The following is a 24299-nucleotide window of genomic DNA, read 5'->3' on the forward strand; positions in this document are numbered from 1 at the left end:
GTTATGCTAGGGTCTGATAGCGGCTATTTATCTCAATTTTGCTAAATCTGATTTTGGTGCGGGACAATCTAGCAATGTTAATTCTATTATTATCCGGTAAGATTGTCAATATAAAGTTAAATCGCGATGCTAAAGAACAGATTCCAGAAAAAATCGAGGAGAATACTCAAGGGACCAGAAAAAAGAAAAATTAGTAATAGCAGAAACATAAACCCGAACTGTTCCAGAATTATCATTGTTTCAGTTTTAACGGAAAGCACTGAGAAAAGGAGTTTTGAGCCATCCAGCGGCGGGATAGGAATTAAATTGAAAAAGGCGAGAAGCACATTCCAAAATATTATCATCGCAAAGAGAGTGAAAAATATCGAACCGACTGATCCGGAAATGGCTTGCGAAATATTTCCCCAGTTGGTGATGTTTTGCACGATGTCAATTTTAGCGGCTGCCGGAATAGCGATAAATCTCGCTGCTAAAGCAAAAATAAGCGCCAAAAGTATATTTGACCCGGGGCCAGCGACCGCTACTACCGCCGGTCCCCATCTCTGATTTTTGAGATTATAGGGATTATAAGGTACGGGTTTGGCAGAACCAAAAGTAAATCGGCCTTGAGTCACTAAGAGCATTAAAAGCGGAATAGCAATCGTCCACCAGGGATCAATGTGCCGGATCGGATTAAAAGTGAGGCGTCCTGCGTATTTGGCGGTCGAATCACCTAGCCACAAAGCCGCAATTCCATGAGAAATTTCATGGATAATGACGGAATAGAGCAAGATAGCGATATAAAAGATAATTAATACAACCTCATTTAACATCATTTTGGCTACTAATTACGAATCAAATACTAATATACTAATTCTCAATTTTAATATTCGTATATTCGTACCTGATTCGCCACCGCCTTGCGGGGTCCCGCTGCAGCGGGATAGTTAGTAGAGTTAGAGATACGACATACTCCACTTGCCAAACAATTATTCCCATGATAATCTAAATCTTGTAATAAATCAACTACGCCATGAAGCATGAAACACGAAACATAAAGCAATTTGGTGTTTATGTTACATGTTTCATGTTACATGTTCCATATTTATGAGTAAAGTTTGTTCCATCTGCGGCCGGATGGCAAAAAGCGGGATATCGCGCAGCCATTCCAATATCGCCTCCAAGCGTAAATTTTCTATTAATCTTCAATCCAAAAAAATTAAGGGAAAAAGAGCGAAGGTCTGCACCAGGTGTATTAAAACAATGTCGAAGGAAAAGAAATAGTTTTGTTAGCTTAATTAGCTTCATTAGTTATTATAATAGTATAGACGTAGTATATACCACGTATATACTATTTCTTTTTGCCTTTTGTAATTTTTTATGACACTAACTGCCGGCCGGCAGTTAGTGTCATACTTTATTTTGTATTTTCGCCAAAAGAAAAACCAACCACAGAAATTTTCACCTCCTTTCTTTGTGATTGGTTTTTAAAGACTTTTAACCGATTACCGTGCCTCCTTTTGCCAGCCAAGCCTGACCCTCTTCTGTTTTAAGCCAGTCATTACCTTTTCCAATATCAATTCGAAGTGGAATCAATTCCTTACAAGACGGGCATTCGGAAGCTTTCCATGTTTGCATTCTAAATTCTTTCAGATGCGTCATGGCAATTAATACAGGAACGCCAAGCTGTTCAGGAGTTACACCGCCCCGATTAGCGAGTACGATTACGCCCATAACTTCTCCGCCGGCTTTTTTGACCGCATCAACTGTTCTTTTTGCCGAGCCGCCTGTCGTCAAAATATCCTCGGTAACTAAAACTCTCTTGCCTTTTACATCTTTGTCAAATCCACGCGAAAGCCGGTGGGGTGATTTTTTGTCCGCTGGATTTTCCGGTTCGGTGTAAATGGCGAGAATATCGCGATCCTCGTGTTCGGCAATGCTGAGCGCAACATGTTGGGCGATTGCTATCGCTCCCATGGCCGGACCAACTACTACTTCCACGTTTTGGCCATACCACTGTTCCGCCATAGCTTGATAAAGATTTTTCGCCTTGCGGGGATTTTTAGTGGCGCTGTCTTTAGCGACATATCCATCGCTGTGATACCAGCCATCCGCTTTGGGCGTAAGGCAAACGTGAATGTTTGTAAGAATGGCATTGCAACTGCCTAAAATGGTTTCGACTTCTTGTTCATTCATTTCCTGTTCCTCCCTTCAAAAATTCCCGGTGGCGGAAAGGGATTTCCCAATCCGCCAGCGATAGTTCATATTATACAGCCTGCATCCTGCGCGCTCTGCGCTCAAGCCCTTCTTCTATTTCTGCATACGCCCTTCTCACTGCCGGAAGTCCGCCCTTAATAAGAGAGCTCCCCATGACAATAATATCGGCGCCCGCATCCATCGCATCTGCGGGTATTCCAAGACGTTTTTGATCACGCTTATCTGTTTGGAGCTCTTCAATAAAACGCATGGCGGGCGTAATCACAAGGAAATCTTCACCGCAGGTGTTTTTGATCATTTCAGCTTCATGCATTGAAGCAACCATGCAGTCACATCCGGCCTGTTTGGCATTATGAGCCAAAACTTTTACTAAATCTGCCACGGATCCGGGAATTTTTAATTCATTGTTTAATGCATCCTGGTCAATACTGGTTAGTATCGAAATGGCTGTACTAAGGGGTCTTTTATCGGGATCGTCTCCGAAAACTTCCTTCCTTTTATCAATGGCGGCTTTCATCATCGCAATTGTACCCAAAGCATGTACATTGAACATATCAATACCCAACCCTTTTGACGCTGAAACATATCCTGCAACAGTATTGGGAATATCCATCCATTTAAGGTCAAGCCATATCTTTGCGCCCTTCGCCTTTATCAGAGAAAACAGATTTATTCCTTTTTCTGCCAACAACACGAAAGCCGAAATGAAAATAAAGTTCATCTTAACCCAGCCGACTTCACCTCCAATGGTTTCAATTATTTCCGGTATTTCCGGTGCCTTTTCCATGGACACATCCAGTGCAAACGCTAATCTGTCCTTCAATAAAATATTTTTCATCTCTTTCTCCTTTTCCTCCCGTCATTTTTTCTAAATGCCGGGTTTATTATTTTTTTTCCTTTCTGTCTTTCAGAATAAATTTACATACCCTGCCGAGGCCTAGGCAATAATTCTTTTGATTGCAATCATCGCCTTTACCAAAGCCGTCAATCCATGTCTTTGGCCATCCATAGTTTGGGCAATCCATTAAACTTTGCTACCCCATTTTCACCCCCTTTGCGGTCTCTTGAGTTTACAGTTAATTACGCAACCATTGGCTCTGGTACACTTGCCCTTTTCATTGTAGGAAATCTTCATTACTATTCCTTTTCTTCCTTCAAGTTCCTTTTGCCCTTCAGGGCAGTCAAATAATTCCTTTTCTTTCTCTTCCACAATTTCGTCTCCTTTTCAAGATTTTTCTATCTATAGCTAATCTTTGGCCTATTAAATATTCACTTTTCAAAAAACTAAACCTGCTAAAAAGCTAGCAGGTTTTTGTTTTAAGCGCAATATTGACAAAAGTACATTATGTGGCAAAGCTGCGTTTTAATTTCTCATTTCTTTTCTTTCTTTCAATCGCTAAAGTTATTAATTTATCCAAAAGTTTCGGATACGGAATTCCGGACTGCTCGAACATTTTAGGATACATACTGATTGAAGTAAACCCTGGAAGAGTATTAATTTCATTGGCGTATAATTTCCCTTTGGGAGTGAGAAAAAAATCAACTCTTCCCATTCCTTCGCAGCATAAAGTTTCAAAAACTTTTACGGCCGCCTCCTGGATTATTTTTATCTCTTTTTGAGTCAAGTCCGCTTTGGGAACCGGAATGGCTGTGTTCTCATCAATATATTTGGCATTGTAGGAATAGTAATGCCCTTTTTTTAGTTTTATTTCCCCCGGTATTGAAGTAATTAGTCCGCCGGCTGGCGGATTATTTCCCAAAACGGAACATTCAATTTCGCGTCCTTTAATCTCTTCTTCAATAATAATTTTATTGTCGTATTGGAAGGCGTTTCTTATCGCCTTGCTTAATTCTTTATTATTTCGCGCTTTTGATACTCCCACTGATGATCCAAGATTGGCCGGCTTTACAAAAACAGGCCTGCCTAACTTTTTAAAAATTTTGTCCGCGTTAAATTTATCCTGTTTCTTAACCACCACAAATTCTGCGGTATTTAAACCTGAATATTGGAATAATCGTTTCATAATATCCTTATCCATTCCAACCGCCGATCCCAGTACACCCGGCCCCACATAAGCCGCTCCCAGCAGTTCCAAAAATCCTTGAAGACATCCGTCCTCGCCAAAAGTCCCGTGGGCAATGGGAAAGAATACATTAATGTCTGCTAATTTTTTCCCGTTTTTTACGCTGACGAGATATATTTTATTTTTTTCATTGATGGCAGTGATAACTGGGAGTTTTATGTTTAACTTCAATTTTCCCACTCCATATTTGCCAATCCAGATTTTTTTATTCTGCCCCAGATGCCAGTTGCCCTTTTTATCAATCCCGATCAATTTCACATCATATTTATTTTTATCCAGCGCGCCATAAATTGACCGCGCTGAAATAAGCGAGACCTCGTGTTCCCCGCTTTTCCCGCCGAAGATAAGACCGATTTTCAATTTTGTCATTTATGCGAATATTATAATTTGTTTTCCGTGTTTTCTTCTTCTTTTTCTTCTTTTCGAAAAATATTCACCAGATAGATTGAGATAAACACCAGGACAAGCGTCAGCACTGCCGCATAGACAAATTTAGCCAGAAGCGTGTTCCTGGCAATCGGAAAAACATACTCAATGAAGGACTTTATGGCCTCGTTCCAAGCTAGCCCCGCCACCAGTCCGAAAGCGGCTAAAATGTAAGAAATAGTGCGTTCCCGCACGGCACTTCTGATCCTTTTTCCTTCTTTTAATAGTTCGGATTTCATATTTATTTCTCATTTTTCTTTAAATGCTTAAAAAATTCGATCTGTCGCAGACGCTTAAGGGCTTCTTTTTTAGTCCGATATCTTCCGAATACTCTTCCCGTTTTTTCGGACAGCACCACATATTGGCCTCGGATTTTTTTAATCATAGCGTTTCTAAAGTTAGAATTATCGGGGGTTGAATTATCAAGGTTGAACCTCGATAAAATTCGATAAACCCGCATAAGAAGTCCCTTAAATATATTTTCTATTTCTAAGTTTTTCCGGCAGATATTCCTGTTCCGAGCTGTCTTCAAGCGGTGTGTATTTGTACCCTTTCCCATAGTCCAATTCTTTCATTAATTTCGTCGGGGCGTTTCTGATGTGAAGCGGAACAGGAAGATTACCGAATTCGGAAACGTCATTTTTGGCCTTTTCATAGGCAAGGTAGGCCGTCACGTCCTTTTTTGATTTAGCTAAATATATCACGCACTGCGCCAGATGCACCGCGCATTCCGGCATTCCCAATTTGTGGCAGGCGTCAAAAGCGGCGTTAGCAAGTACCAGCGCGGTATTATTAGCCAGTCCGACATCCTCGGAAGCGAATCGCACCAGCCTTCGCGCAACATATAAAGGATCCTCTCCGCCTTCCAGCATCCGCGCCAGCCAGTAAAGGGCAGCGTTGGCATCACCCCCGCGCATAGATTTGTGAAGCGCTGAAATTATATTGTAATGCTCCTCCCCGGTTTTGTCATAAAGGAGATGCTTTCTCTGGAGAACCTGTTTAATTAATTCAATATCTATTTTTTTGCTGATGCTGGCCGCTGCTTCCAGAGTATTAAGCGCCATCCGCGCGTCGCCGTTGGAAATCTTGGAGAGAAATTGAATAGTATTTTTGTCTATATTAATCTTTTCTCCACCCAATCCATTTTCCTTGTCTTTTAACGTTCTTTCAATAATCCCGTAAATATTCTCTTCCGATAATCTTTCTAGAACAAAAACCCGCGTCCGTGAGAGAAGCGCGGAAATAACCTCAAAACTTGGGTTTTCCGTCGTCGCGCCGATTAAAATTATCACTCCCTTTTCCACATAGGGCAGTAACGCGTCTTGCTGGGCTTTGTTCCAGCGGTGGATTTCATCCACGAATAAAATTGTCTTCTTACCGAATAATTTATTCTCTTTAGCTTTGACAATGACGTTTTGCAAATCTTTTTTGCCACTGGTCGCCGCGCTGATCTGGACAAAATCGGAGTTTGTGATATTGGCGATAATTTGGGCGAGGGTTGTTTTTCCACTTCCTGGCGGTCCCCAAAAAATGAGCGAAGGAACTTTGTCCTCCCGTATCGCTTTTTCCAAAAACGAATTTTTTCCGACCAGCTTTTCTTGCCCGACAAACTCGTCAAGATTTCGCGGCCTTATTCTGTCAGCTAGCGGTGAATCTTGTTTTTTCTGATTCATACTTTCTTTAATGTCATTCCCGTTTTCGCTCGCCCCGCTATAGCTCTGGTGAAGCGAGCCGGAAATAACCAATGAGTTACTAAAGAGTTCATGGCGTCTAACACCCTTTAGTGGTGCTACGGCGAACCCGTACTAAAAACACCTCGGCCTTGCGCCGCGCCCGACTGCCTTGACTATCGGGGTGGGGAGAATCGAACTCCCGCTACAAACACCCCATGCTTGCGTACTACCACTATACTACACCCCGAAATTGCTCAATAATTTTTTTAATTCATTATATCCCTTGTGTGTTTTGAAAAATTTTTCCCTTGCTCTAGCTTCCTTTTCTTCTTCAAATTCTTCCTGATATATCAGCACCAATGGTCTACGATTCCTAGTTGATCCAACTATTCCACGATTATGTTCATTGATTCTTCTAAGTAAACTATTTGTGCTTCCAATGTATCTCTTTCCATCTTTTTTGCTTTTTAGAATATAAACAAGCCAATTCATATTTTTTATTCATACTTGCGTACTGCCCCGGGCCTACGGCCCGTAGGGCCGGGCCCACTATACTACACCCCGGTAAAATTATGCCGCCGATGAGACGACTACTATTACACTACACTCCGCAACTAAAAAATATCATGGAAAGCCAAAAAATAAAAGGCCAGAAAACTTCTGGCCTTTTTCAATATTAGTCCTTGATCTTCTTTATCGCCGACCAAACAACGCCAGCTGATATTGCTCCCACGCCCGCTAACCAGCAAAAAATAACCATCCGACCAATGCTTAAAAAAATTGCCTTAACTGCCCAATCAAAAGGATTGGGGATAGCTAGTAAAAGAAGCACGGACGGAAAAGCAAAAGAGATAGTCAGCGCAAAAAATTCCGGCGGCTCAAGTGAATAATTGCCAAATATCCTCCTTGACTTTTCAAAAAACATTTTTCATTTCCTAGCTCTTAACTGGCCGTTTTGAAAATTCTATAAACTTAATTCTTTCACCTTTTCCCAACTCCTCTCATCGAGCACCGAAATTTCTTTCTCGCCGATGATGTAAAGAAAATCGTTAATGTACAGTGCCCTTTTCACCTGATAGTCACTCACCGCTTTTTTGAGGTTTAATTTATTTTCCGCATAAGAAAATACATATCCGCCCTTTCCTCCGGGGAGAAAAAATACCTCGTGTTTGGCGTCCTGTAAAAAAGCGTGGTGATTTGACTGCGCTTCCGACCAGTATTCATCGAGGAGATACTTGTCAATTTCCCGCGGATCGGAAGCATTACCCACATCAAACAGAGAAAGTTTTACCTTTCCACTTTCTTGACCGACTCCTAGAATAATATTATCCGCAATAGGATGAAGGTAAGATGAAAATCCCGGAATTTTCAGTTCGCCTTTGAGCACTGGTTTTCTCGGATCGGATAAATCCAGAACATAAAACGGATCGGTCTGGCGGAAGGTTACCAGATAGCCACGGTCGCCAAGAAAGCGGGCGGAATAAATCCTTTCAGTGATTCCCAAATCTTTTATCGCTCCGATAATTTCAAGCTTGTCGCTCAATACATAAACGTCATTCATATTCGCTTCATTACTGACTGTCCCCCAGCCCCAGAATCCACCGCCGATGGAAGTCGCCACTCTTAAATTATTTTTGTGTTCGTCCAGTGAAAATTGATTGAGCAGATGACCGGGAATATTTCCCGATGCTACGATATTCAACCCGTTAATATTTACTTTCACGATTCCAGTTTTCTCCAATTCCCTGGAATGCTCTTTGAAATAATCCTGCATTTTATTTTGCATCTCGTTTTCAATCCGCAGTTCTTCATCATTGCTTAAAGTCCTTTTGTAATCTTCAGTTATTTTCTGGAATTCCGTCATTTTCGCTTCGTCACTGATGTCATAGCTTTTCACCTTGTTAAGTTTTTCAATAATATAGCCAGGCAGAATATCTTTCCCAGTATCGGAAATCGCGTCAGCCAGATAGCCAAATAAATTGTCCACGTAAGTATAAGTTACGTAAACCGCGTTTTCCGACATATACACTAATGAGCTGGAAGTTGAGCCGACGAAAGAAGTTTTATTTTCAACCTTGCCACTGGCTGGATTTATAACCAAAACTGAAAAACTGACGTCAGCCGGAATAATTTTTTCGGGATGATAAATTTCCCCGCAGGCAATTTCAATTGTCTCCGATCCGGAAGTTAAAGGTTTTAGCGGACAGGGATCGCGCTCGTCCAAATAGTTGCGGATGACAAGATAAATTTTGTTGCTGTAAAATCTTTCGCCGACGAGAGCCGTTTTATCCTCAAGCTTCAAATTCCATTTTTCTTTCGGACTTTTAGGATCAGTTACATCGTAAGCAAATATTTCCTGGCTACTAAAGACGACTAAAATATTTTTTTCTTTAGCGAGCAGCAAGTTCCCGTTCTTTTCAATTTCGGAGATTTTTCCGAGCTTGTCAACGGGAAAAGCGGAGATTACTTTTGTTTTCGGCTTTTCAAAGTCCGGCGGAAGCGGAGCTGGATAAATTTCTGGAATGGAAATTCCCCTTTCCATAAGCGGCATCGGTCCATTTCCGTAAATCCAGTTGCTCTCTGAAGAAAAATAAATATTTTTTCCGTCGGTTTTAACAATATCCGGTTCGTCAATTCCCGACACCTGGACATTGGTTTGGGAAACTCTCTCGGGAATAGCCGATTTCAATAAGCCCTCCGCGCTCGGCGCCGACACCGCCTGATCTTCGGCCGTCATTGCACCTCCACGGCCCCACATCCCCGGAAAACCCGTCTTGTCTTTGGCTTTTTTCAGATACGCCAAAAAATCTTCCTTGGAAGAGAATTTTTTGACTGTTTCGGTATTGGACGGAATTGGTGAAGAAATTTTTTGGAAAAGCCGGGATAACTTTTCTCCGTTTATTTTGCCAATTTCGCTGGTGATTTTGAAAACCAGCACGGCAAAGGCCGCCAGAATTAAAATAAAGATAACGCCGGCTATGATATGTTTTTTACTCATATAATTTTTAATCGAGGTCCGACCTCTCTCGACCACAGCGACCAAAAGAGGTCGGACCTCTTTATATATTACTCTAAAATACCGTCCAAATTGACGTCATAAAGAATCTGCTCCTGAACCAAGCGGTAGTTGATAATCTCACCGTTGTCAAACCAAAGGGCTATTTCTTTTTCCGCTTCTTCGGTTGTTCCCGACGCGTGAATGAGATTGCGAATGGGGCGGTCGTCAGTGTCAGCAATCTGATATGAATCAATAGTGAAGTCGCCGCGAATAGTTCCCACGTCCGAAGAGAGCGGTTCGGTCCCGCCGGTAACTTTGCGCACTACTCCCACTGCCTGGTTTCCCTGCCAGACCATTGCGATTGCCGGTCCGGAAGTCATATATTTTTTGAGCCGCCGCAAAACTTGTTTTCCCACTTCTTCCGGCTCGGTTAAGGGCGGAGTCATTCCTCTTTTCTGGTAAGAACCAATAGCTTTCTCGCCAACTTTGCGAATCCACTTCAGATCAATAAGATAATGTTTTTCAATTTGTTCTTCAGTAGGAATGAGCATTTTGAGAGCCACCAGTTTCAGTCCTGTCCGTTCATAGCGGCGGACGATCTCGCCAATTAGGGATCGCTGGATGCCGTCCGGTTTGATAATGACTAATGTGCGTTCTTTGCTTGGATGAACCTTCATTGTTTTATTGTTAAATTGTTATATTGCTAAATGTCTTTTATGAGTAGTTCCCTAACATTTACTGTAATTTATCATAAACCGCCAATACTATCAAATATCATTGATTAAATTCAATTTTGCATTTTGCTCCGCCGGTTGGCGGATTGCACTTGTAAATTATATCTCCCATTTCATCCGTGCGCCAAACAGTAATGCCACGCTTTAGGAGTTTCTGAATTATTTCCGAATTGGGATGGCCGTACATGTTATTTTTTCCCACAGAAATAACGGCTTCAACAGGACGCACGACTTGCAGAAATTCATCGCTGGTGGAATACTTCGATCCATGATGGGCTACTTTAAGAATCTGCGAACTAACATCCACCCCGTTGTTAATTAATTCCTGCTCCTGAATACCTGGCAGATCGCCAGTAAGTAAAAATTTGTTTTCCCCATACGTCAATTTCATCGCCACGCTATACTGATTATTATTTGACTGGTTAGATGATTCAATCGGCAAAGGCGGATAAAGCACTTGAACCTCGATACTCTCAGGAAATCTGATTGTTAGATCCTTTACCGCCTCAAGTTGTTGGCTGCCCTCATTATTCACTGTTTCTTTCCAGGCCTTGTATGTTTGGGAATCGCTCTTCGCTTTAGTTTCCAAGACAGTCGATACGTCATAAGATCGAGTGACATCAATCAATCCTCCAATATGGTCCTGATCCGGGTGAGTGGCCACTACCACTTCAATGGTGCGGTCCCAAAACGGAATGTATTTTCCCAGTTTTTCTAAAAGCAATTTTCCATTTTTCCCGCCGTCAATAAGTATCTGATTTTGCCCCTGGCTTATGAGAATCGCGTCTCCTTGGCTAACATCAAGGAAAATAACTTTCAGATCCCGGCTGTTTAAGGAATAAAAAACGACAGTTCCTAAAATCACGCTAAGCGCCAGCAGAAATATCAGGATTCCATAAACTAGTTTTCTATTTTGCATTTATTTTTTCCTTAAAAGTGAAGCGCTCCCCGACCTTACGGTTGGGGTTTCAGTTCTTTCGGTTTTCGGAGCGCGGAACCCCGCACCGAAAGCCGCCCGAAGGCCATTTATCACACGAGCTGACGCTCGTGGCTTTCTGGTGCGTGGGTAAACAATTAGAAGCAGCGCCAGGTACCAGCCCAAAACCCAGGGCCAACCAAAATTTTCTATTGTTTTACTCGCCCATTTCAGATCTGCGAGGGTATCGGCTATCCATATCTCGTATTTTAGCGGAAGATAGGCAAACCAGGCAAAAACTAGCGACAAAGGTCCGAAAATGAATCCGCTTCCTGCCGTCAGAAAAACCAGAAGCATAGTCAAAGGAACAGCCAGTAAAATCAGAAGGTTAGCCGGGATGGAAATAAGAGAAAGAGTGTGAAAATTATAGAAAATTATCGGGAGCACGAAAATTTGGGCGGAGAGAGTCAGAAAAAATATTTCTGTAAACCCAAACGCCTTGTTTTTCCCGATTAAACTTTTTTCCCAAAAAGGAGCCAAAGATATTATCCCCAGCGTCGCCAAAAACGAAAGCTGGAATCCGATGTCCCAGCGGAGTAATAACGGATTAATCAAAAGCATAACAGCGCCGGCGAATATTATGGCGTTCCAGGAATTGGCCAGGCGTCCATTTTTCATTGCCCAAATAAGAAGCACCCCCATCACTCCTGCTCGCACAGCCGAGGAGGGAAATCCAACCATTAAAACAAAAAGTATAATTCCCACGACAGCAAACCAAAAAGCCCGCTTGCGCCAAAGGCCCAGAAATATTCCCAAAAGCATCAGGTAATTAGCAATTATCGTAACGTTATAGCCGGAAACAGCCACGATGTGAGTAAGGCCGGTTCGGGAAAAATTTTTCTGAATTTCCTCGCTCATCCGGCTGCTTCCTCCGAGGATCAAGCCATTGGCCAGCGCCGCTTCCGGCTGAGGAATAACCCGGTTGATATTTTCTTCCATTTTGTTCTTAAACTTCAAGATGGCGCTATAAATCTTATTGGCGCGGATGCCTCCCGTTTTTTCAATCTTCGCGCTTTGGCAAATATAATAAATTTTGTCTTTGGCCAGATACATCCGGTAGTCAAAATCCTCTTTGTTTTCCGGAACTTTTAAATTACACTGAACTTTCAATTCTTCGCCGTAATCAAATCGCAAATACTTGCTGGCATTAATCAGAATTCTTAAGCCGTCGCTGGTTCTGACAATTACTTTCTGGTAGTTTTCTTTTTGTTCCGGCTCTCTAGCAACAACGACGCTTCCGGAAAAATCTGCGCCGGCGCTTAGCAAATTATTTAATTTACTCAAATCAGCTTCCGTCCGCCAGATCCCGAAAACAAAAAACAGGATTGCAAATCCTGAAATTAATATGATTTTGTTTTTATAAAAAACCGCCAATAAAATGACGGCGGCAATGGCAAAAAAATAATATAACTGTCCGGAATTGAAAAATGATCTGAAAAAAATTCCGAAAATAAAACTTAAAGATAAAATGAGGAAGATTTTGGATTTGGTCATGGCTTTATTATAGCAAAAGGGTTAGCAATGTCTGCTAACCCCAGATAATCAAGCGTACTTGGCTGTTCTACTTCTTGAATATGGTTTCCGAGAGATGAGAAATTTCTTTATTGGATGTTTCCGCCATTTTTATCCAAAAATGGAGAATTCCCCTCACTATGAAATCATTCACCTCTTCTGGCTTTATTACATTTCCGTTAAAGCCAGTCACATATATGCCATATTCCTGTTTTCCACTATCATACGGATTTTTCTTACGGGCATATTGAATATTAACATAGCTTGTAGTTTCCAACCAAGCAAAGTATCCAAACTCTCCACTAGCGGGGATTTTACATTCTGCAACAGACATTAAAACCCGATGCAGATTACAACTTTTTTTAACCTTTAAGACATTGACAATTTCATCGGATACACAATCAAGTGGAATTTCATGACCGTAAATATCCTTTGTTGTGTTATCAAGCTTTGCAAGGATAAACATAAAACACCTCCTTATTGGATTTCTATTATTTTAATATTGGCGGTTTTTCCGCCGATGATTCTTAAAGAACTTTTACTGACATTAAAATAATCCGCTAATACTTTTATTAGCATATCATTGGCCTTGTTGTCAACCGGCGGGGCGGTCAGCTTAACTTTATATTCCCCTTCCACAATTTTAGTGACTTCGTTTTTAGACGAGCGGGGAATGACTTTAATGTAAATTCGCATGAATTTCATTGTCATCCTGAACTTGATTCAGGATCTATTTAGATTCCGGATCAAGTCCGGAATGACATATTATTTATTTTTATCTCCTAATTCCCACTTTTCCGAAATTTTTCTCAATATTTTTCTTAATCTTCTCCAAATCAATTTCCTTGCCTTTAGTTTTTTTCTTGAGAGCGGGATCAAGAATTTTAATTTCCCGGTATTCCTGGAGATAATAAGTTTTTGCGCCGGCTAACCACTGGGCGATATCATTAAAATCTTTTTCTTTATGCAAGCCCGGAACGGCTGTCGTTCTAAACTCGTAATCAATTCTGCTGTTTTTGATTAAATCAACGCTTAATTTTACTCTTTCTTTATCGGCTTTCACGCCGCATGTTTCATCATATCTTCCCAAATAGTTTTTGATATCCATCGCGATAAAATCAACCAGTTTTCCGTCAATAATTTTCTTGAGCACATCCGGCCGGCTGCCGTTAGTGTCCAATTTTACCAGATATCCCTGTCTTTTTATTTTTTTGATAAATTTAATCAAATCCGGCTGAAGCGTCGGCTCCCCGCCGGTAATGCAAACTCCTTCCAATTTTCCTTTGCGTTTCTTTAAAAAATCAAAAAACTCTTTTTCCGGAATTTTTGATATTTGATATTTAATATTTGATATTAACTCCGGGTTATGGCAAAACGGGCAGCGAAAATTGCAGCCCACGGTGAAAACAGTCGCCGCCAGTTTTCCGGGATAGTCAATGAGAGTAAGTTTTTGGTAACCGCCAATTAACATATTAAAAAAATAAAAATGCAAAATGAAGAAATCAAAATGACAAATCAAAATTTAAAAATAATTAAATCATTTTACATTTTGATTTTTGATATTTGCATTAACTATGGGATAACCCCCGTGAAGAAAGATTATCCCATTATTACTCCGCTTTATAAAGTCGGGCTAGACCTTCTGTTCCGCTATAATAAATGTCTTGCGATTGGCAAATTCTGCTTGTTTTCCCTTATTCCACTGATCCACCGGACGAATGTAGCCCACCACTCGGGAATATACTTCGGTCTTTTGTTCCACTACACACTTGGGGCAGGTGTAATGTTCCCCGGGAAGATAGCCGTGAACGGGACAGACGCTGAATGTCGGAGTGAAGGTAAAATAAGGAAGTTTATAATTTTCCGCGATTCTGCGCACCAGCTTTTTCACCGTCTCAATATCCCAGAGTCGTTCTCCTAAAAATCCATGAAGAACTGTTCCGCCAGTATACTTTGTCTGAAGATTATCTTGAAGATCCAGCGCCTCAAAGAGATCGTTCGTAAAAGAGACCGGCAGCTGTGAAGAATTGGTATAATACGGTTCGGCTTTACCCTTTTTAACTTCCTTATGGTTGGCAAAAATAATACTGGGATATTTTTCACGGTCCAGGCGGGCCAGCCGATAAGACGCTCCTTCCGCTGGAGTGGCTTCCAGATTGTAAAGATTTCCGGTTTCCTCTTGATAGCTAATTATTCTTTTTCTCATATAATCCAGAATTTCTTCGGCCAGTTTCTTCCCCTCGCGAGTAGCAATATCTTTGCCAATCAGATTGAGCAGTGCTTCATTCATTCCCACCAGCCCAATAGTGGAAAAATGATTGGCCCAATACTGGCCCCGGCGCATCTTGATAGGATTTAAATAGAATCGACAGTAAGGGTATAATCCTCTCTCGGTAAAACTATCGATCATCTTGCGCTTTGTTTCCAAGCTTTCTTTGGCCAGATCCATGAGGTGATCAAGGCGTTGGAAAAATTCTTTTTTACTTACTCGCCCTTTGGCGTGGATTTTGGATAAGTATCCGATCCGCGGCATATTGATAGTGACCACCCCGACTGATCCAGTCAAAGGATTGGCACCAAAGAGTCCTCCGCCTCGTTTGTAGAGTTCGCGGTTATCAAGGCGCAGCCGGCAGCACATCGATCGGGCATCCTCGGGACTCATGTCAGAATTGATAAAATTGGCAAAGTAAGGAATGCCGTACTTGGCCGCCATTTCCCAAACGGGGTTGAAACGCTCGTCATCCCAGTCAAAATTTTTCCCGATATTATAAGTGGGAATGGGAAAAGTAAAAATCCGGCCATTGGCGTCGCCTTCAATCATCACTTCGGCAAACGCGCGGTTGATCATATTCATTTCTTCCTGAAAATCCGCGTAGGTCTCTTTCTGGGGAACGCCACCAATAATAATCGCTTCTCCGGCCAGCGTCGGATGGGGAGTAATGTCAAGAGTGATATTGGAAAACGGCGTTTGAAAACCGACCCGGGTAGCCACGTTCATATTAAAGACAAAGGACTGGATGTTTTGCTTTACTTCGTTGTACGCCAATTTATCATACCTGACAAACGGAGCGAGCAGCGTGTCGAAATTAGAAAATGCCTCCGCTCCGGCTACTTCTCCCTGAAGAGTATAAATAAAATTTACCATTTGGCCCAAAGCCGAACCGAAGTGCTTGGCCGGTTTGCAAGCCACTTTTCCCGCCACCCCCGTGAAGCCGCGGAGCAGCAGATCCTGAAGATCCCAGCCACAGCAATAAGCGGCAACCAGTTGAAGATCGTGGATATGAAAGTCGCCCTGTTCATGAGCATCGCGAATACTTTTGGAATAAACTCGGTTCATCCAATATTTAGAACTCACGATTGAAGAAATGTAATTATTGAGACCCTGAAGAGAATAGGACATGTTGGCGTTTTCTTTCACTCTCCAGTCAATTTCCTGAATGTATTTGTCCACGAGGGTTACCGCTTCATCCAGAGCTCCTTCGGCCTCGCGAATTTTGCGGTGCTGTTCCCGGTAAAGAATGTAGGCCTTGGCGGTTTCCTCAAAATCCAAAATCATCAGTACTCTTTCCACCAGATCCTGGATTTCCTCAATTTCCGGAATGTATCCCTTACGGTAATTCCTGTTAAGCAGCCGCGTTACCTTATCACTTACCCGGTGGGCATCGGCTAAACTCCCCTCACCAGTCGCTGCGAAGGCCTTGGCCACCGCGTTGGTGATTTTGTTTTGATCAAGCAGCACCACCCGGCCGCTACGCTTCACCACTTTGGTGATCTGATTCTTGAACTTTTCAGATTTTTCTCCCCGCTTTCCTGCTTTCTTTTTTCCGCCATTTTTTTCGGCGCCAGTCATAGGCTGATCAGCCCTTGGCTGAGATCCGCCTCGGGCGGACATTTTTGTTAGCATTTTTGTTTTGCCCCTGCTCATTAAATTGTTATATTACTAAATTTTTACAATACTAGATCGCCAGAGCTAGAAATTTTTTTCACTTCAGAATCAAGATTACTGATTACTATTCTCCAATTTCTCCGCTTCTTTCTTGAAACTCTCCGCGTTCTTGAATGATTTATAGACGCTGGCAAAACGCATATAAGCCACGTCGTCAATTTCTTTTAGTTTATCCAGAACTATTTTTCCGATTTCCTTACTAGTTATTTCGCACTCTTCCTTGGATCTGACTTCATACTCTATGTCGCCCATCATTTTATCAATTTGCTCTTCAGTCACCGGCCGCTTTTCAATCGCCTTGCGAATGCCGGCTTCCACTTTTTCGCGGTTATATTCTTCTTTCCGGCCGTCTTTCTTAACCACGGCGAGACGCAAGATTTCCACCTCTTCATAAGTGCTAAAGCGGGCTTTGCATTTCTCGCACTCCCGGCGCCTTCTAATTGCTTTCCCATCCTGGGTATCGCGCGAATCAATTACTTTTGTTTCATTATGACCGCAAAAGGGGCAATTCATATATTTTATACAATATATTGTACATTGTTATCCCATTCTACCACAAGTCAAAAACCCCGACAAGCGTTCAGATTTAAGCCAAAATCTGGAGTTATGCACAGAGGGCAAATAAAATAAGATCACCGGCGATACGGTGACCTTTAAAAAATCCTTTTGACAAAGTGATTTTAATTATCTTTTTCTCTTCTGCTTTTTTGCATGCCTCCTCTTTTTCTCTGCTCTTTCCAATATTCTTTCTCTCCTATTTCTGTCGCTTCTACTCCGGTAACTTCTTTTTTAGACAATCTAAACTGCAACGCCATTTTCTGTTTAGCATCCTTCTCGTCTCTTGCTATAAACATCTCCGTTAATAATGTCGTGCAAGGACTCTTGACGGGAACTTTAATAATAAAGAATCTGTCTTTTTCCTGTTCACTTTTTTTATCAGGAACAGGATAAAGTATTTCTCTCATAAATACCTCCTTATAAGCAAGCTCGAAAATTATTTTTTCATTTTTCTCCGGATAAACGCGGGTATTTCCAGTTCTTCTTCCTCAAGATCTCTGGTTTCTTCCATCCCGGATACTCCGCGGGGCTGAATTTTTTCTTCAATAATCATCTTTGTCTCAAGTTTCTTTGCCGGAAAAATTAATCTTTCTTTTGCCTCCTTGCGCTCTTCTCTTGCCGGCTGGGTAAATGTCACTCGGGATATCTTTTCGGCGGGGGACTCTTTCACTTTGGCGGCATCAAAACCAGTGGCCACAACAGTAATGTGGACGTCACCTTTCCTGATTTGATCGTCAATCACCGCGCCGAAAATAACCTTGGCATTAGGATCAATGCTCTCGGTTATAATATTGGCCGCTTCGTTAATCTCAAGCATCGTCAGATCGCTTGAGCCGGATATGTTGAAAAGCACTCCTTTGGCGCCATCAATGGAAAGTTCAAGAAGCGGACTATTGATAGCCGCTTTAGCCGCTTCGGCGGATCTATTTTCCCCACTGGCAATTCCAATTCCCATAAGAGCTGAACCGCTGTCCTCCATAATTGCCCGGACATCGGCGAAATCAACATTGACGATTCCCGTTTTGATAATGAGATCGGAAATTCCCTGCACCCCCTGGCGCAGAACGTCATCAACAATTTTGAAAGCGCTAATCAGAGTGGTCTTTCTGTCAATAATGGAAAGGAGTTTATCATTGGGAATAGTTATGAGGGAGTCAACCCTGTCTTTAAGGTTTTCTAGTCCTTCTTCTGCAATAGCCCGCCGCTGGGCGCCTTCGAAAGCAAAGGGCTTGGTTACTACTGCCACAGTGAGGGCTCCTAATTCCTTGGCTGTTTCGGCCACAATTGGAGCGGCTCCCGTTCCCGTGCCGCCGCCAAGACCGCAAGTTACGAAAACCATATCGGCCCCTTTAAGCACTTCCTGAATTTCATCCCGGTTTTCCTCCGCCGCCTGGCGGCCAATTTCCGGATTCATTCCCGCTCCCAATCCTTTGGTTAAATTTTTTCCGATATGCACTTTTTCCGTAGCTTTAGAATGATGCAGGGCTTGGGCGTCAGTATTTACCGCCACAAATTCGACTCCTTTTATTTTGGAATCAATCATTCGACTAATAGCCGCATTGCCTGATCCTCCCACTCCCACGACTTTAATTCTGGCAAACGTTTCAATGTCCGGTTTGATTTCCGCCATATTGTTATTTTGTTCATTGATCACCGCCTGCTAAGAAGTAAAAACTTTTCTACTCCAAGGACCTTTGATCAATTTTTACCAGTTAAAATTTAAATAAGATAAAAACTGTTATTTCTTTGATATTCCAATCTATCATATAGCCGGCTTTCCTGTCAACCCCTTGGGCAATTCCCGCAAGGAAGAATGCATATTTTCGCATTTGTTAGGTTTGAAAGTGCGTTCTGCCCAGTTGCTTAAACACTCTAAAAACTCTCTGTTATTCAATCTACAGAGCCAAAAATAGAAATTTTATTTTTTATTTTCGAGCGAAGCGAGTGAAATGGAAATTTATTTTCGTTTCCGAGCGAGCGATGAAAAATTTTATTTTAGGAAAATATCCGCTAGGGTAAAAATCTTCCCAGCCAGCGGCGCATTTTGTCAACGGTGTATTCGGCGTTGCGAGAAATGTTGTCAATAACTTTCACGCCTGTCAGCCCATCCTGCAGAATACTCTCCCGTTCAAGCCCCCACAGAATAAGTCCCACTGCCGTAGCAAACGACGGATCATCAACTTCATTGAGCATTCCTCCCAGATTCGCGGGAAAACCAATTTGAGTAGGAAGCCCCAATATTTTTTTGGCAACATCGGCAATGTAGGGAAGTTTTGCTCCGCCTCCCGTAAGTACTGCCCCGGCCGGAAGAAGTCCGGCCCTTTTAATCGATTGCAGTTCCTTATTCACCAATTTAAATATTTCCTCCAGGCGGGCTTCAATAATTTCCGCCACATGGTAGCGAGACACTGATCCTTCTTCTTGAGAATCAATGCGAGCCAAATCAATTTCTTCTTTTCTACTTATTTCTTCCGGAAGAGCGCAGCCATATTCGAGTTTCACTTTCTCCGCCACTTCAACTGTGGTCCGCAATCCTATGGCGATGTCATTGGTGATGTGGCCGGCCCCAACGGGAATTATCGCGGTATGAAGCAGTTCCCCTTCCTCAAACACGGCTATTGAAGTGGTTCCTCCCCTCAAATTAACAAGGACTACTCCCAATTCTTTCTGCTTTTTTCCCAGCACCGATTTGGCCGCCGCCAATGGCTCAAGCACAATATCGTCAATTTCAATATTCGACTGGGACAAACATTTCGCAATATTTTTAACATGGGAGGCTGAGTCCTCAATTAGAAGGGCGTTAACTTCCAGGCGAACCCCTCTCATTCCCACCGGATCCTTGATATTCTCCTGATCGTCCAGCCGATAGCCCTGAGGAACTATATGGACAATTTCCCGGTTGAGAGAAAGGGGAACCATCTGGACTTCATTAAGAACCCGCTGAATGTCATTTTCTGTAACTTCCCCATCCGCCCGGCCAACAGCCACCACCCCTTTTGAGCGCTGGAATCCTATTTCAGACCCCCCCGTGCTGACAACGGCTTTTTTGACTGTTATTCCCGCCATCCGCTCGCTTTTTTCCACTGATTCATTGATTACTTTCGCCACTTCTTCAGTATCAACAATCACTCCGCGGCGGATTCCAAAGGAGGGCACAATGCTCACTCCCACCACTCGAGGAATTTCCTTGCGTGGGTTTTGAGCTATAATCGTCCGAATGTTGGATGACCCGATGTCGATTCCAACCAAAATGGAGTCCCTAGACATGGTTTTTCTAAACAAGAATTTATATTGCGCCGTTCCAACACAGACGCCGAACTGGCTAATTTTCCTATTTGCTGTTAATTATAGACAGAAAAAAGCTTTTAGCAATGGTCTTCTAGCGAAGTCCCAGAAACTCTCTAATGTAGGGTAGAAAAATGATAATTCCCACTGCCACGGCGACCAGCGTAGAAATAAGCACCACGGCCGCCATAATGTCTTTGATAAGACGGGCGTAAGGATGAATTTTGGGCCTGATTATATCAACCACTCTTTCTACTACAGTATTGGTGAGTTCCGTGATGAGCACCCACATAATCATAAGGATAAGCACGATTGCTTCCCAGTTTTTCACTTTGAAAATGAAGATTAGCGCCAGAACAAACACAGCTAGAACAAGCTCAATCTGAAAATTTCGCTCATAAGAAGCGGCATACTTAAAGCCCCGAAAAGCGTGCCGGAAGCTCTTGTTTAGTTTTTTTATCTCTTCACCGCTTGTCTGATTTCCGTTGCTCATTATTTTTGTCTTTTTTAATTATAGAGTTTTGGATGGAAAACATTTTTTTTCCGTGGCGCAATCCCAGAAGATGGAGCAGGCCATGAGAAACCACTCTGGCCAGTTCTTCTTTAATGCCCCGGCCAGTTTTCTTGGAATAATTCCCTATTTCAGTATAGCACATTACCAGCTCTCCTAAAAAGATGTTTTTATCAACAGCTTTTTTCAGTTCCTGGGCGCTTCGGTATTCAGAAAAGGAAAGGATGTCAGTTACGCTGTCTTTTCTCCGGTAGATTCGGTTGAGTTTTTTTATTTCCAAAGGCGCCACTAAAGCGATACTCAAAGATACAATTCTACGCTTCAAAAAATCATAATTGTATTCTGCTAAAGTCCTTCTTATAACTTTGGCAAAAAAATCCTTTTTGATAGAACTTCGGGTAGTATTATTGATTTCAAGATTGAGTTTCATAAATATAGTATACAAAAGAAAAAGGGACGAATCAATGTGATCCGTGTCTCAAGCTGGTTTCTGCTTATTCTTTACACTGTAATGAAATAGTATATACGACGTATATACTCTGGTATATACTATGTCCTGCTAGGTAAACTTAGACAAAATAAAATCCCTGCCAAGCCAGTTCGGCTAAACTTAACTTGGCAGGGACACGGCTTCAGCTTGCATTTTTCGCATATGCGTAATTTGCAAGTCGTTAAGTTGGCTAAGGACTACTTCGTTTTCTCGTGCCACTCTCCGGCGTTCCGGAAAACATCTTATATGAACGTAAAGGGTAAGGAGTTGACAAAAAATTTTTTTCAAGCTAATACATAAGCAGAGTTGTTCATTGAAATATTAAGCAAATTTAACTGAACCTAGCAAAATAAAGGAGGACTTAAAAATGGAAAGTTTTATTTTGAGAACACAAGAAAGGGGTAAGTTTCCTGTAACTAATTTGCATTCGGAAGGGACGGTCATAGTTTCTCTGCCTCATCGGCACAGTTTTTGGCTAAATCGCTTTGAAAATATCCTGACGCTTGAATGCGATTTGGGGCATATGCCTGGAGATCAAGTCAATATCTGCAAAATTGACCTCTCTGAAAAAGATTACGAAAAAGCTATGGAAATGGCGCCCGAATTTTTGTCCTGGGCAAGATCGTTCGAAAATAGTTTCCAAGTTAATAGGTTCGTTGATGCCTATGCCGTAAACAATTACCAGTGGGCTTCGGCTCTAATGTTCGGTCTGGACCATCAAGACCAGATGTGGATTAACCTTTCTCCTGATTGGCGCAAGAAAACAAATATCGAGTTCAGTATAATTAAAGACGACTACATTGATTTTTTGGGCGACAAGCATAAACTGGACGAGCCGGCTATGACTCTGGCTTGCTCATTGAAGCTCTACGGACAAAAACCCTATTATTTTCTCTTTGTTGAATGGTGGGGCGACAATTCCTGGAGGTACGGCAAGAACTTTTTCTACAACAATACCGCGTTTGCGAGATGATATTTGAGTAAAACGTAAATTAAATTGAAGAAGCCTGATATAATTCAGGCTTCTTTTTTTAAAGGCATAACAGATACTTTTATTTTAATTCTTCCTCTACAATTCTTAATGCCGGATAGATACTAGATACAAACTCCTTCATTCGCTCTTCGGCTGGTATTTGTCCTGCGAAATTGGCAGTTCCACGATGAAGCGCGAGCCCTTGTTCAACCCGTCGGACTCGGTCCAGACCCGTCCGTGGTGGGCTTCAACCATGTTTTTCCCCACGTAAAGCCCGAGGCCTGTTCCGCCGACGTGGAGGCGGCTGGTGTCTTTGCCGCGAGAAAAGCGGGAGAAAAGGTAGGGCAGTTCTTTTTCGGGGATTCCGATTCCCGTGTCGCTGATAACGACCCTGACAAGCTCAGGGCTTATAGTTTGCGGTGACTGGTTGTCAGATGATGATCCCTCGATTGTAATGCCGGGCGCGAGATTCGGGATATATCCCGTACCGCCTGTTTCCTGTTCCATACTGCCTGTTGCCAGTTCCGCTCTGACGGTTACTCCTCCCCTATTAGTATATTTAATCGCGTTGTCAATCAGATTGGAAAGTACTTCGCGGATTTTCGGGCCGTCCATCTCAATTTCCGGAAGCGGATCCGAGGGAAGTTTAATGTCCAGATACAGGCCCTTGGCGCGGGCTATCAGAATAAAGGAATCCCCCAGTTCCCGGATAATGTTTTCAATTCTGGCTTTTTCGAACTTAAACTCCAGCCGGCCGGACTCAATCCGGGAAACGTTAAGGAGGTTTTCCACTAGCTGGATGAGCCGCTCGTTGGAAACGTAGACCTTGTTGAGCGCGTCGCGGATTTTGTTTTCCACTTTCCCATAGGCGCCTTCCAGAATGAGCGAGATGAAGCCCTTGACGGCGGTAAGCGGAGTGCGGAGCTGATGGGAAGCGATGGAAATAAATTCGCTCTTGGCGTTATCCAGTTTACGCAGCTGATCATTGGCCACCGCCAGCCGGTCGGACATATATTGCAATTCTTCTTTGCGCTGGACTTCAAGTTTCACGGATTTGACAAGCAACCAGCCCATTCCGGCCGAAAGCGCCAGCGTTACGCCCACTAAAATCTTGCTGGTTGTCGTCTCAACAAAAGCAAACATTGAACCGATGAGCACGACCAGCGACACCACCAACGCCTGCGCCGCCAGCATTTTAATATTAAAGGCCTTGAATTTGACAATCAAATATCCCAAAAAAGCCATGAAAATAGTCATACCAAAAAGTCCATACTGCTCTATGTTGAAATTTTTAACTATTCCCTTCTCAAATAAGTAACTAGCTAAAAATCCTGAAGAAAAAAAGGAAAGTAAAAATAGTTCCATGCCTAAAATTAAATAAAGTATCTGTTTTTTGAATTCCTTCTCTGCTCTTTTGTATTTAAAAGCAGAATAAAATAATATGAGAAGTAATATAAAAAACCCGACTCCATAATAGTAATATGTAAAATATCTACCTTCTGATGCTTCACATATAGACAAATTAATACTTTCTAAATTAAATCTTGTGGACAAAAATAATATCAAAGGGAGAAATAAAACTGATAAAAAAACTTTTATTAAAAAACTAATATCCTTCTTATTTATAAAAACATATACAAAATAAAAACAAAGTATATATATGAGGGCATAAAGAATACCAATCAAAGACCAGGCAAACATTATTACGTCACTTCTAGAGCTAGTCCATAAAATTAGGTTTAAAAATACCCAAAGAGAAAACGAGATTGATATAGATAATAGAATTTTGCTTAATAAAGACTTATTTTTAAAAAAAACAAAAAAACCGACTAAGAGAGATGCTGTCACAGTTGATAAGTGGGAATAGTAAATAAGAACGGGAATCTTATCTGTAAAAATTAAATATTTTAACTCGAAAATTTCTTGACAAAACATTT

At 42.1% G+C, this 24299-nt stretch carries 27 protein-coding genes and 1 tRNA gene; 2 read left to right on the plus strand and 26 right to left on the minus strand.

Going from position 1 to position 24299, the window contains the following annotated elements; translation table 11 throughout:
• Positions 1-116: 116 nt before the first annotated feature.
• On the minus strand, positions 117-815 hold the full coding sequence (locus NT136_03535) for a site-2 protease family protein (protein ID MCX6766004.1): 699 nt from the start codon (positions 813-815) through the stop codon (positions 117-119).
• 271 nt (positions 816-1086) lie between these two features.
• On the opposite strand from NT136_03535, the gene NT136_03540 reads away from it, so the two are divergent.
• Positions 1087-1263, plus strand: coding sequence for a bL28 family ribosomal protein (locus NT136_03540; protein ID MCX6766005.1), 177 nt, complete (start codon positions 1087-1089; stop codon positions 1261-1263).
• Positions 1264-1476: 213 nt separating this feature from the next.
• On the opposite strand, the gene NT136_03545 is transcribed toward NT136_03540, so the two are convergent.
• From NT136_03545 to ybeY, 24 genes are all read right to left on the minus strand, one after another.
• Positions 1477-2175, minus strand: coding sequence for a phosphoribosyltransferase family protein (locus tag NT136_03545; GenBank protein ID MCX6766006.1), 699 nt, complete (start codon positions 2173-2175; stop codon positions 1477-1479).
• Between the two features lie 70 nt (positions 2176-2245).
• Entirely contained in the window at positions 2246-3034 is a 789-nt protein-coding gene (gene pyrF, locus NT136_03550; GenBank protein ID MCX6766007.1) for an orotidine-5'-phosphate decarboxylase, read from the minus strand.
• Positions 3035-3241: 207 nt separating this feature from the next.
• A complete protein-coding gene (locus NT136_03555) occupies positions 3242-3406 on the minus strand; it encodes a hypothetical protein (protein ID MCX6766008.1) in 165 nt (54 codons plus the stop codon).
• Between the two features lie 133 nt (positions 3407-3539).
• Complete coding sequence (locus NT136_03560) at positions 3540-4649, minus strand: D-alanine--D-alanine ligase (GenBank protein ID MCX6766009.1); 1110 nt, start codon at positions 4647-4649, stop codon at positions 3540-3542.
• A gap of 11 nt (positions 4650-4660) precedes the next feature.
• Positions 4661-4945 (minus strand): DUF5654 family protein, encoded by a 285-nt coding sequence (locus tag NT136_03565; protein ID MCX6766010.1) that lies wholly within the window; start codon positions 4943-4945, stop codon positions 4661-4663.
• Between the two features lie 2 nt (positions 4946-4947).
• Positions 4948-5091 carry a hypothetical protein gene (locus NT136_03570; GenBank protein MCX6766011.1) on the minus strand — a complete coding sequence of 48 codons (144 nt, stop codon included), beginning with the start codon at positions 5089-5091 and terminating at the stop codon, positions 4948-4950.
• 85 nt (positions 5092-5176) lie between these two features.
• The gene (locus NT136_03575) at positions 5177-6379 is read right to left on the minus strand and encodes a replication-associated recombination protein A (protein ID MCX6766012.1); all 1203 of its coding nucleotides are present in this window, start codon (positions 6377-6379) and stop codon (positions 5177-5179) included.
• A 176-nt stretch (positions 6380-6555) separates the two neighbouring features.
• A tRNA-Pro gene (locus tag NT136_03580) sits at positions 6556-6626 on the minus strand.
• A complete protein-coding gene (locus NT136_03585; GenBank protein MCX6766013.1) occupies positions 6617-6871 on the minus strand; it encodes a GIY-YIG nuclease family protein in 255 nt (84 codons plus the stop codon). The genes NT136_03580 and NT136_03585 overlap by 10 nt, the downstream gene beginning before the upstream one ends.
• Positions 6872-7055: 184 nt before the next feature.
• Positions 7056-7304, minus strand: a complete 249-nt coding sequence (locus tag NT136_03590; GenBank protein MCX6766014.1) for a hypothetical protein — start codon at positions 7302-7304, stop codon at positions 7056-7058.
• A gap of 39 nt (positions 7305-7343) precedes the next feature.
• On the minus strand, positions 7344-9377 hold the full coding sequence (locus NT136_03595) for a beta-propeller domain-containing protein (protein MCX6766015.1): 2034 nt from the start codon (positions 9375-9377) through the stop codon (positions 7344-7346).
• 68 nt (positions 9378-9445) lie between these two features.
• Positions 9446-10054: a nucleoside-diphosphate kinase gene (locus NT136_03600; protein MCX6766016.1), complete on the minus strand. Its 609-nt coding sequence runs from the start codon at positions 10052-10054 to the stop codon at positions 9446-9448.
• 97 nt (positions 10055-10151) lie between these two features.
• A complete protein-coding gene (locus NT136_03605; protein MCX6766017.1) occupies positions 10152-11030 on the minus strand; it encodes an MBL fold metallo-hydrolase in 879 nt (292 codons plus the stop codon).
• Positions 11031-12581, minus strand: a complete 1551-nt coding sequence (locus tag NT136_03610) for a ComEC/Rec2 family competence protein (protein ID MCX6766018.1) — start codon at positions 12579-12581, stop codon at positions 11031-11033. It lies immediately after the preceding gene.
• A 67-nt stretch (positions 12582-12648) separates the two neighbouring features.
• Positions 12649-13065, minus strand: a complete 417-nt coding sequence (locus tag NT136_03615; protein MCX6766019.1) for a hypothetical protein — start codon at positions 13063-13065, stop codon at positions 12649-12651.
• 11 nt (positions 13066-13076) lie between these two features.
• Positions 13077-13295 (minus strand): DUF167 domain-containing protein, encoded by a 219-nt coding sequence (locus NT136_03620; protein ID MCX6766020.1) that lies wholly within the window; start codon positions 13293-13295, stop codon positions 13077-13079.
• A 79-nt stretch (positions 13296-13374) separates the two neighbouring features.
• Positions 13375-14070 carry an anaerobic ribonucleoside-triphosphate reductase activating protein gene (locus NT136_03625; GenBank protein MCX6766021.1) on the minus strand — a complete coding sequence of 232 codons (696 nt, stop codon included), beginning with the start codon at positions 14068-14070 and terminating at the stop codon, positions 13375-13377.
• Positions 14071-14232: 162 nt separating this feature from the next.
• Positions 14233-16503 carry a ribonucleoside triphosphate reductase gene (locus NT136_03630; protein ID MCX6766022.1) on the minus strand — a complete coding sequence of 757 codons (2271 nt, stop codon included), beginning with the start codon at positions 16501-16503 and terminating at the stop codon, positions 14233-14235.
• Between the two features lie 96 nt (positions 16504-16599).
• Positions 16600-17058, minus strand: coding sequence for a transcriptional regulator NrdR (nrdR, locus tag NT136_03635; protein ID MCX6766023.1), 459 nt, complete (start codon positions 17056-17058; stop codon positions 16600-16602).
• Positions 17059-17225: 167 nt separating this feature from the next.
• Positions 17226-17510, minus strand: a complete 285-nt coding sequence (locus NT136_03640) for a hypothetical protein (protein MCX6766024.1) — start codon at positions 17508-17510, stop codon at positions 17226-17228.
• A gap of 29 nt (positions 17511-17539) precedes the next feature.
• Complete coding sequence (ftsZ, locus tag NT136_03645) at positions 17540-18733, minus strand: cell division protein FtsZ (GenBank protein ID MCX6766025.1); 1194 nt, start codon at positions 18731-18733, stop codon at positions 17540-17542.
• Positions 18734-19113: 380 nt separating this feature from the next.
• Positions 19114-20370, minus strand: coding sequence for a cell division protein FtsA (ftsA, locus tag NT136_03650; GenBank protein MCX6766026.1), 1257 nt, complete (start codon positions 20368-20370; stop codon positions 19114-19116).
• 112 nt (positions 20371-20482) lie between these two features.
• The gene (locus tag NT136_03655) at positions 20483-20881 is read right to left on the minus strand and encodes a diacylglycerol kinase (GenBank protein ID MCX6766027.1); all 399 of its coding nucleotides are present in this window, start codon (positions 20879-20881) and stop codon (positions 20483-20485) included.
• Entirely contained in the window at positions 20853-21329 is a 477-nt protein-coding gene (ybeY, locus tag NT136_03660) for an rRNA maturation RNase YbeY (protein MCX6766028.1), read from the minus strand. The genes NT136_03655 and ybeY overlap by 29 nt, the downstream gene beginning before the upstream one ends.
• A 427-nt stretch (positions 21330-21756) precedes the next feature.
• Between ybeY and NT136_03665 the strand changes: the two genes are divergently transcribed.
• The gene (locus NT136_03665; GenBank protein ID MCX6766029.1) at positions 21757-22362 is read left to right on the plus strand and encodes a hypothetical protein; all 606 of its coding nucleotides are present in this window, start codon (positions 21757-21759) and stop codon (positions 22360-22362) included.
• A 138-nt stretch (positions 22363-22500) separates the two neighbouring features.
• Here the strand turns inward: NT136_03665 and NT136_03670 are convergent, their stop codons facing one another.
• A complete protein-coding gene (locus NT136_03670; protein MCX6766030.1) occupies positions 22501-23727 on the minus strand; it encodes a HAMP domain-containing sensor histidine kinase in 1227 nt (408 codons plus the stop codon).
• Positions 23728-24299 lie beyond the last annotated feature (572 nt).

The sequence above is a fragment of the Candidatus Moraniibacteriota bacterium genome (assembly GCA_026396275.1).
Lineage (GTDB): Bacteria > Patescibacteriota > Minisyncoccia > Moranbacterales > JAPLXC01 > JAPLXC01.

Excerpts from the sequence above, each read along its gene's own strand:
- NT136_03640 (MCX6766024.1), bottom strand. The coding sequence starts at position 17,510 with ATGAGAGAAATACTTTATCCTGTTCCTGATAAAAAAAGTGAACAGGAA.
- NT136_03625 (MCX6766021.1), bottom strand. The coding sequence starts at position 14,070 with ATGTTAATTGGCGGTTACCAAAAACTTACTCTCATTGACTATCCCGGA.
- NT136_03575 (MCX6766012.1), bottom strand. The coding sequence starts at position 6,379 with ATGAATCAGAAAAAACAAGATTCACCGCTAGCTGACAGAATAAGGCCG.
- NT136_03540 (MCX6766005.1), top strand. The coding sequence starts at position 1,087 with ATGAGTAAAGTTTGTTCCATCTGCGGCCGGATGGCAAAAAGCGGGATA.
- NT136_03595 (MCX6766015.1), bottom strand. The coding sequence starts at position 9,377 with ATGAGTAAAAAACATATCATAGCCGGCGTTATCTTTATTTTAATTCTG.
- ftsZ (MCX6766025.1), bottom strand. The coding sequence starts at position 18,733 with ATGGCGGAAATCAAACCGGACATTGAAACGTTTGCCAGAATTAAAGTC.
- NT136_03670 (MCX6766030.1), bottom strand. The coding sequence starts at position 23,727 with ATGGAACTATTTTTACTTTCCTTTTTTTCTTCAGGATTTTTAGCTAGT.
- NT136_03585 (MCX6766013.1), bottom strand. The coding sequence starts at position 6,871 with ATGAATTGGCTTGTTTATATTCTAAAAAGCAAAAAAGATGGAAAGAGA.
- NT136_03590 (MCX6766014.1), bottom strand. The coding sequence starts at position 7,304 with ATGTTTTTTGAAAAGTCAAGGAGGATATTTGGCAATTATTCACTTGAG.
- NT136_03570 (MCX6766011.1), bottom strand. The coding sequence starts at position 5,091 with ATGATTAAAAAAATCCGAGGCCAATATGTGGTGCTGTCCGAAAAAACG.
- NT136_03630 (MCX6766022.1), bottom strand. The coding sequence starts at position 16,503 with ATGCTAACAAAAATGTCCGCCCGAGGCGGATCTCAGCCAAGGGCTGAT.
- NT136_03615 (MCX6766019.1), bottom strand. The coding sequence starts at position 13,065 with ATGTTTATCCTTGCAAAGCTTGATAACACAACAAAGGATATTTACGGT.
- ybeY (MCX6766028.1), bottom strand. The coding sequence starts at position 21,329 with ATGAAACTCAATCTTGAAATCAATAATACTACCCGAAGTTCTATCAAA.
- NT136_03610 (MCX6766018.1), bottom strand. The coding sequence starts at position 12,581 with ATGACCAAATCCAAAATCTTCCTCATTTTATCTTTAAGTTTTATTTTC.
- NT136_03655 (MCX6766027.1), bottom strand. The coding sequence starts at position 20,881 with ATGAGCAACGGAAATCAGACAAGCGGTGAAGAGATAAAAAAACTAAAC.
- NT136_03600 (MCX6766016.1), bottom strand. The coding sequence starts at position 10,054 with ATGAAGGTTCATCCAAGCAAAGAACGCACATTAGTCATTATCAAACCG.
- NT136_03620 (MCX6766020.1), bottom strand. The coding sequence starts at position 13,295 with ATGCGAATTTACATTAAAGTCATTCCCCGCTCGTCTAAAAACGAAGTC.
- NT136_03535 (MCX6766004.1), bottom strand. The coding sequence starts at position 815 with ATGATGTTAAATGAGGTTGTATTAATTATCTTTTATATCGCTATCTTG.
- NT136_03565 (MCX6766010.1), bottom strand. The coding sequence starts at position 4,945 with ATGAAATCCGAACTATTAAAAGAAGGAAAAAGGATCAGAAGTGCCGTG.
- NT136_03665 (MCX6766029.1), top strand. The coding sequence starts at position 21,757 with ATGGAAAGTTTTATTTTGAGAACACAAGAAAGGGGTAAGTTTCCTGTA.
- pyrF (MCX6766007.1), bottom strand. The coding sequence starts at position 3,034 with ATGAAAAATATTTTATTGAAGGACAGATTAGCGTTTGCACTGGATGTG.
- NT136_03560 (MCX6766009.1), bottom strand. The coding sequence starts at position 4,649 with ATGACAAAATTGAAAATCGGTCTTATCTTCGGCGGGAAAAGCGGGGAA.
- NT136_03545 (MCX6766006.1), bottom strand. The coding sequence starts at position 2,175 with ATGAATGAACAAGAAGTCGAAACCATTTTAGGCAGTTGCAATGCCATT.
- nrdR (MCX6766023.1), bottom strand. The coding sequence starts at position 17,058 with ATGAATTGCCCCTTTTGCGGTCATAATGAAACAAAAGTAATTGATTCG.
- NT136_03605 (MCX6766017.1), bottom strand. The coding sequence starts at position 11,030 with ATGCAAAATAGAAAACTAGTTTATGGAATCCTGATATTTCTGCTGGCG.
- ftsA (MCX6766026.1), bottom strand. The coding sequence starts at position 20,370 with ATGTCTAGGGACTCCATTTTGGTTGGAATCGACATCGGGTCATCCAAC.